This is a genomic window from Komagataeibacter europaeus LMG 18890, from assembly GCF_000285295.1.
In the GTDB taxonomy this organism is placed as follows: Bacteria; Pseudomonadota; Alphaproteobacteria; order Acetobacterales; family Acetobacteraceae; genus Komagataeibacter; species Komagataeibacter europaeus.
Genome location: NZ_CADP01000161.1, coordinates 1 through 4,554, shown reverse-complemented (window position 1 = coordinate 4,554; position 4,554 = coordinate 1). Strand labels below are relative to the sequence as shown.

At 60.7% G+C, this 4,554-nt stretch carries 4 protein-coding genes and 1 pseudogene; 4 read left to right on the top strand and 1 reads right to left on the bottom strand.

Going from position 1 to position 4,554, the window contains the following annotated elements; genetic code table 11:
• Positions 1 to 173: 173 nt before the first annotated feature.
• The gene (locus GEU01_RS19565; RefSeq protein ID WP_019086379.1) at positions 174 to 1,196 is read right to left on the bottom strand and encodes an IS110 family RNA-guided transposase; all 1,023 of its coding nucleotides are present in this window, start codon (positions 1,194 to 1,196) and stop codon (positions 174 to 176) included.
• Between the two features lie 90 nt (positions 1,197 to 1,286).
• On the opposite strand from GEU01_RS19565, the gene GEU01_RS19560 reads away from it, so the two are divergent.
• The 4 genes and pseudogenes from GEU01_RS19560 to GEU01_RS23460 all read left to right on the top strand — a co-directional run.
• Complete coding sequence (locus tag GEU01_RS19560) at positions 1,287 to 1,982, top strand: P-loop NTPase family protein (RefSeq protein ID WP_019087407.1); 696 nt, start codon at positions 1,287 to 1,289, stop codon at positions 1,980 to 1,982.
• Positions 1,982 to 2,935: an MlaD family protein gene (locus tag GEU01_RS19555; protein WP_019087406.1), complete on the top strand. Its 954-nt coding sequence runs from the start codon at positions 1,982 to 1,984 to the stop codon at positions 2,933 to 2,935. Before GEU01_RS19560 ends, GEU01_RS19555 begins: the two co-directional genes overlap by 1 nt.
• Entirely contained in the window at positions 2,932 to 3,822 is an 891-nt protein-coding gene (locus GEU01_RS19550; protein ID WP_019087405.1) for a hypothetical protein, read from the top strand. Before GEU01_RS19555 ends, GEU01_RS19550 begins: the two co-directional genes overlap by 4 nt.
• A 469-nt stretch (positions 3,823 to 4,291) precedes the next feature.
• Positions 4,292 to 4,554 (top strand): annotated as a pseudogene (locus GEU01_RS23460) (hypothetical protein); the annotation flags it as partial.

Below are 4,554 nucleotides of genomic sequence, written 5' to 3'. Positions count from 1 at the left end.
AAGCCACTGGCCAGTATGGTGATCAGCGGATCAGATCCAAATCTCACAGGCGTGCTTTAAAGCACAGAGAAATCCACTGGTTTTTCCGATCCGGATCAGACGATCATGCGCCCATTCAGGTCATCGCCCTCTCACACCCCTACCGGTTCCATCCGCGGGAGCCGAGCCATCGCTCAGGCTGCCACGGACAGGGCCGGATCCCGATAATCCTCCTGTTTTGTTGCCATGGCCCAGATGGCTCGTGCCATCCTGTTGGCCAGCGCAATGGCTACCAGCATACGGGGCTTGCGGGCCAGCATCCGTGCCAGCCAGCTTCCCGGTGCAGGGGCCTTACGGCTGGCCCAGTTCACCTGGGTCATGGCGCCCATGATGAGAAGCCTGCGGATATCAGCCTGCCCGGCTTTTGATATCTTCCCCAGCCTTTCCTTTCCGCCAGATGAGAACTGACGGGGCACCAGCCCCAGCCACGCAGCAAAGTCGCGCCCGCGCCGGAAGCTCTGCAGGTCAGGCGCAAAAGCTTCAATCGCAAGAGCGGTCAGAGGACCCACTCCAGGCATGCTCTGCAATCTGCAGGTGTTTTCACTTTCCTGGACAAGCATCCTGATCTTCTTTGTTCTGACATCAATCCGCACACTCTGCTCCGAAATCTGTCGCAGCAGATCAAGGCATTCCTGCTTCACAGCCTCTGGCAGAACCGCCTCATCCAGCATGGCTTCAATGTGTCTGATATGCGCAATCCCCTGTGGCACGACGAGACCGAATTCATACAGAACGGCACGCAGGGCATTCACCAGTTCCGTGCGCTGGTGCACCAGACGCTGCCGGGCCCGGAAAAGAACGCCACGCGCCTGCTGCGCTTCAGTGCGTGGTTCGACAAAGCGCATTTCCGGCTGACGGGCCGCAATGACGATCGCTTCCGCATCAGCAGCATCGTTCTTCTGGCGCTTCACGAAAGGCTTCACATACTGCGGAGCGATCAGTCTGACCTCGTGACCAGCTCCTGCCAGTTCGCGAGCCCAGTAATGCGCGCTCCCGCACGCTTCAAGAACGACCAGAGCAGGCGGCTGCGTGGCCATGAACTGCATAAACTGCTGACGACGCAGCTTTTTGCGAAACATCACCTCGCCCGCACGCGAAGCTCCATGAACCTGGAAAATGTTCTTTGCCAGATCAACGCCTATCACTGTATCCTTCATCTGCCGTCCTTTCGCGCAGTCGTTTCTTCCAACGACCATTCTGGCACATTGCGATGCCGTGCGGGGAGGACGGCAACCACCCCATCTGACATGACAGCCAACGCACCCCTGCTGGAACTGCGTAACGTCGTGCCGTCGTTCGAGGAAACCGGCCTCATGCCCGCGCCCTACAACCTGCGCATCATGCCCGGTGAATGCGCTGTGGTTGATTGCCGTGACTTTGAACGGGCGGCGATGTTTGCCGATCTGTGTTCCGGCATGGTTTCCCTGACGCAGGGCACCATCAAGTTCATGGGGCTGGACTGGGCCGCGCTGCGCGACCGGCAGCTCAATGCGCTGCGGGGGCGCATCGGGCGCATTTCGCGCAACAGCAGTTGGCTTAACCTGTTTGGCACGCATCTCAACATCATGCTGCCGCACCTGTACCATACCACAGACCCGTTTGATAACGTGGTCCTGCATGCCACTGAACTGGGGCACCGGTTTGGTTTTCCCGGCCTGCCAACATCCGCCCCCGACCGGCTGTCGGGCGCGGATCTGGCGCGGGCGGCCTGTGTGCGCGCGTTTATGGGGCGGCCGGACCTGCTGGTGCTGGAGGATATATCCGACACGCTGCCAGAGGAGAATATCCTGCCGTTTTTTGAAATGATGACCGCGGCGCGGGATCGTGGCTGTGGCGTGTTATGGTTCGTCCGTTCCGCGGCGGCCTGGCATGAGTATCGCAAGGCGGTGAATATCCACATGCGCCTTCTTGATGAAGGTCTTTTTCCCATGCGGGTGGTGTAATGGTCCAGAAACAACAGTCAGACGGAATCCGGCAGCTTGTGCGTGTCCGTTACGCCGATGAATGGGTGGGGATCCTTGTCCTTGTGGCCCTTGTCATCCTGCTTGGCGCGGTGATCGAGGCGGGCGTGCTGCGTGACTGGCTGACGCCTGCGGGCAGGCTGCGGATCGTGCTGCCGGAAAACGGGGTCAGCGGCCTGTCCGTTGGTGACGATCTGGAGGTCATGGGCATCCATGCGGGCACCGTGCGGCGCGTGCGGATCAATCCGTCGGGAGGCATGTACGCCATTGCCGAAATTGATCCCGACATCGAACCCTATATCCGTCGTGACAGCACGGCCATCATCCGCAAGCGTTTCGTGGTGGCCGGTGCCAGCTACATCGACATTTCACGCGGGACGGCGGACAAGCTGGACTGGAGCTACGCGGTGCTGAGCGCCACCAACGCCCCCAACCCGGCCGATACCATTACCCAGACCTTCAGTGACATCCGTGACCGTGTCATTCCGGTTCTGGACAACGCCCAGCACATGATGGCGACGCTGGACGCCACCATTACGGACATGCATGCAGGCAAGGGCTCCATCGGGCGTCTCATGACCAATGATGACCTGATCCGCCAGGCTGAACAGATGATCACCAGCCTTAACGCTACCGTGGCACAGCTGACACCGATCGAAAAACAGCTTGCGGGCGTCATGGACAAGGCCAGTGCGAGCATGACCAACGTGCAGAAGGCCACGGGCGACCTGAGCGACGCGACACCGGCCATCACCCACAACCTGCAGGACGCGAGCCAGCAACTGCCGGTGCTTCTGGTGCAGGCGCAGACAACCGCTGGCAGCCTGCAGAAGCTGGTCGATCAGATGCGCGGCCTGTGGATACTGGGCGGTAATGGCAACAAGGCGGCGAAGCATGCCCATGCCAGCCTCCCGGCGCAGAAGGTGCAGCCATGAGCATGAAAAAGGAATACGCGGCCCTTGGCCTTGCCCTTGCGCTGGCGGGATGTGGCGGTGGGGGGCAGGCGGTTACCCAGCCGGGTGACACCACCCTGTCGCAGGACATGTATACCGCGAAGGATGCCGTGGGGCTTGAACGCCTTTCGGTAGCGGAACAGCAATACCGCGCCGCAGGCCAGCGTGCCATCGCGCGGGATGATGTCACGGCCATAGGCGATGCGGGCTACAACCTTGCGACGGTGCAACTGGACGAAGGCAAGCCGCAGGATGCGCTGTCCACGGTAACCGCGACGCGTTCAGCCCTGGCGATGCGCGGCCAGACGGGGGATGACGCCGGGCTGGATCTGGTGCAGGCAGGCGCGCTGCACCGGCTGGGCCAGGATACTGCGGCCGCCGCCGCATCACGCGCTGCAGGCGCGCAGGACACCGATATTGTCGAGAAAGCCCAGCTGATCCGGGGGCTGATTGCCGATGACAGCGGGGATCAGGCCACGCTGGCATCCGTTGATGCCTATTTTGCCAATCTGACCGGAAAGCTGCCGGATGGCTGGACGGCGGATGCGAAGGAAATTGCCGCCCGTAACCTGCTGGTCACGGGTGGCAGCGCGCAGACCGCCATGCAGGATGCGATGCAGGCGGCGACCATTCGCCAGACGCAGGTGGATTACCGTGACATGGCCCGTGCCCTTGGGGTTGCTGCCCGTGCGGCCGACAAGGCAGGAAATACACAGGCGGCGGCCCAGCTTTACGCCCGCGCCAGCCAGAGCGCGCAGCAGGCAGGAGACAAGACTGCCGCCGATCTCTGGGCAAAGCAGGCGGGCACGGCCACGGCCGCGGATCCTTTTGTCCTGCCTGTGGCCGCGACAACGACAAAGAAAAAGTAGGGATCAGTCCCGTTCCCGGCAGGCGCATCTGCTGCTTGTATCGGGGACATGAGAAAATTCCCTGGTGAAGCTTTTTTCAAAAAGCTGCGAAGAACGCCACCTTTTTGAAAAAAGGTGGCATCCAAAAACTTTTATTATTTTTTATCAATCACTTGTTTTCAAACAGTCTCTTAGTAGCAGATTGCACGATGGGCCTATCCGGCCCACCGTGTCCTGTCATTGTGCGGGCTGCAGCCGTGTATGCTGGGCCAGAAGCCGGGTGCTTGTCTTATGCATTCCGTGTCGCTGCGTGCGACAAAGGACTGATTTTTCCGGGGTGGCCACCCCGGAAAAATCAGGAAGGGGACGGGTCGGTAACAGGCAGACCGTAATGGGTCGACTTGAGAGTATGACCACCCCTTCTTTTCCTTGTGCCCTGAACGGATACCCGAGGTTCGGCCTCGGATGACAAGCATAGGACATGGAAAAGATGACGCATCCAGTTGCGGCTTCCAAGGCCGAATTGCCACCCGCATCGATCACAATCGGGATCGATGTATCCAAGGATCATCTCGACGCTGCCCGTCACCCCGGCGGTGATACCGTCCGTGTCGCCAACACCCGCAAGGGCCAGACCGCGCTTCTGCGCTGGATCGGCGACATCAAAGCCGTTGCCCGGGTGGTGTTCGAGCCAACCGGCCCCTATCACCGCACACTGGAGGAACGCCTGGCGGCCGTTGGTATCCCGCTGGT

Excerpts from the sequence above, each read along its gene's own strand:
- GEU01_RS19565 (WP_019086379.1), bottom strand. The coding sequence starts at position 1,196 with ATGAAGGATACAGTGATAGGCGTTGATCTGGCAAAGAACATTTTCCAG.
- GEU01_RS19560 (WP_019087407.1), top strand. The coding sequence starts at position 1,287 with ATGACAGCCAACGCACCCCTGCTGGAACTGCGTAACGTCGTGCCGTCG.
- GEU01_RS19555 (WP_019087406.1), top strand. The coding sequence starts at position 1,982 with ATGGTCCAGAAACAACAGTCAGACGGAATCCGGCAGCTTGTGCGTGTC.
- GEU01_RS19550 (WP_019087405.1), top strand. The coding sequence starts at position 2,932 with ATGAGCATGAAAAAGGAATACGCGGCCCTTGGCCTTGCCCTTGCGCTG.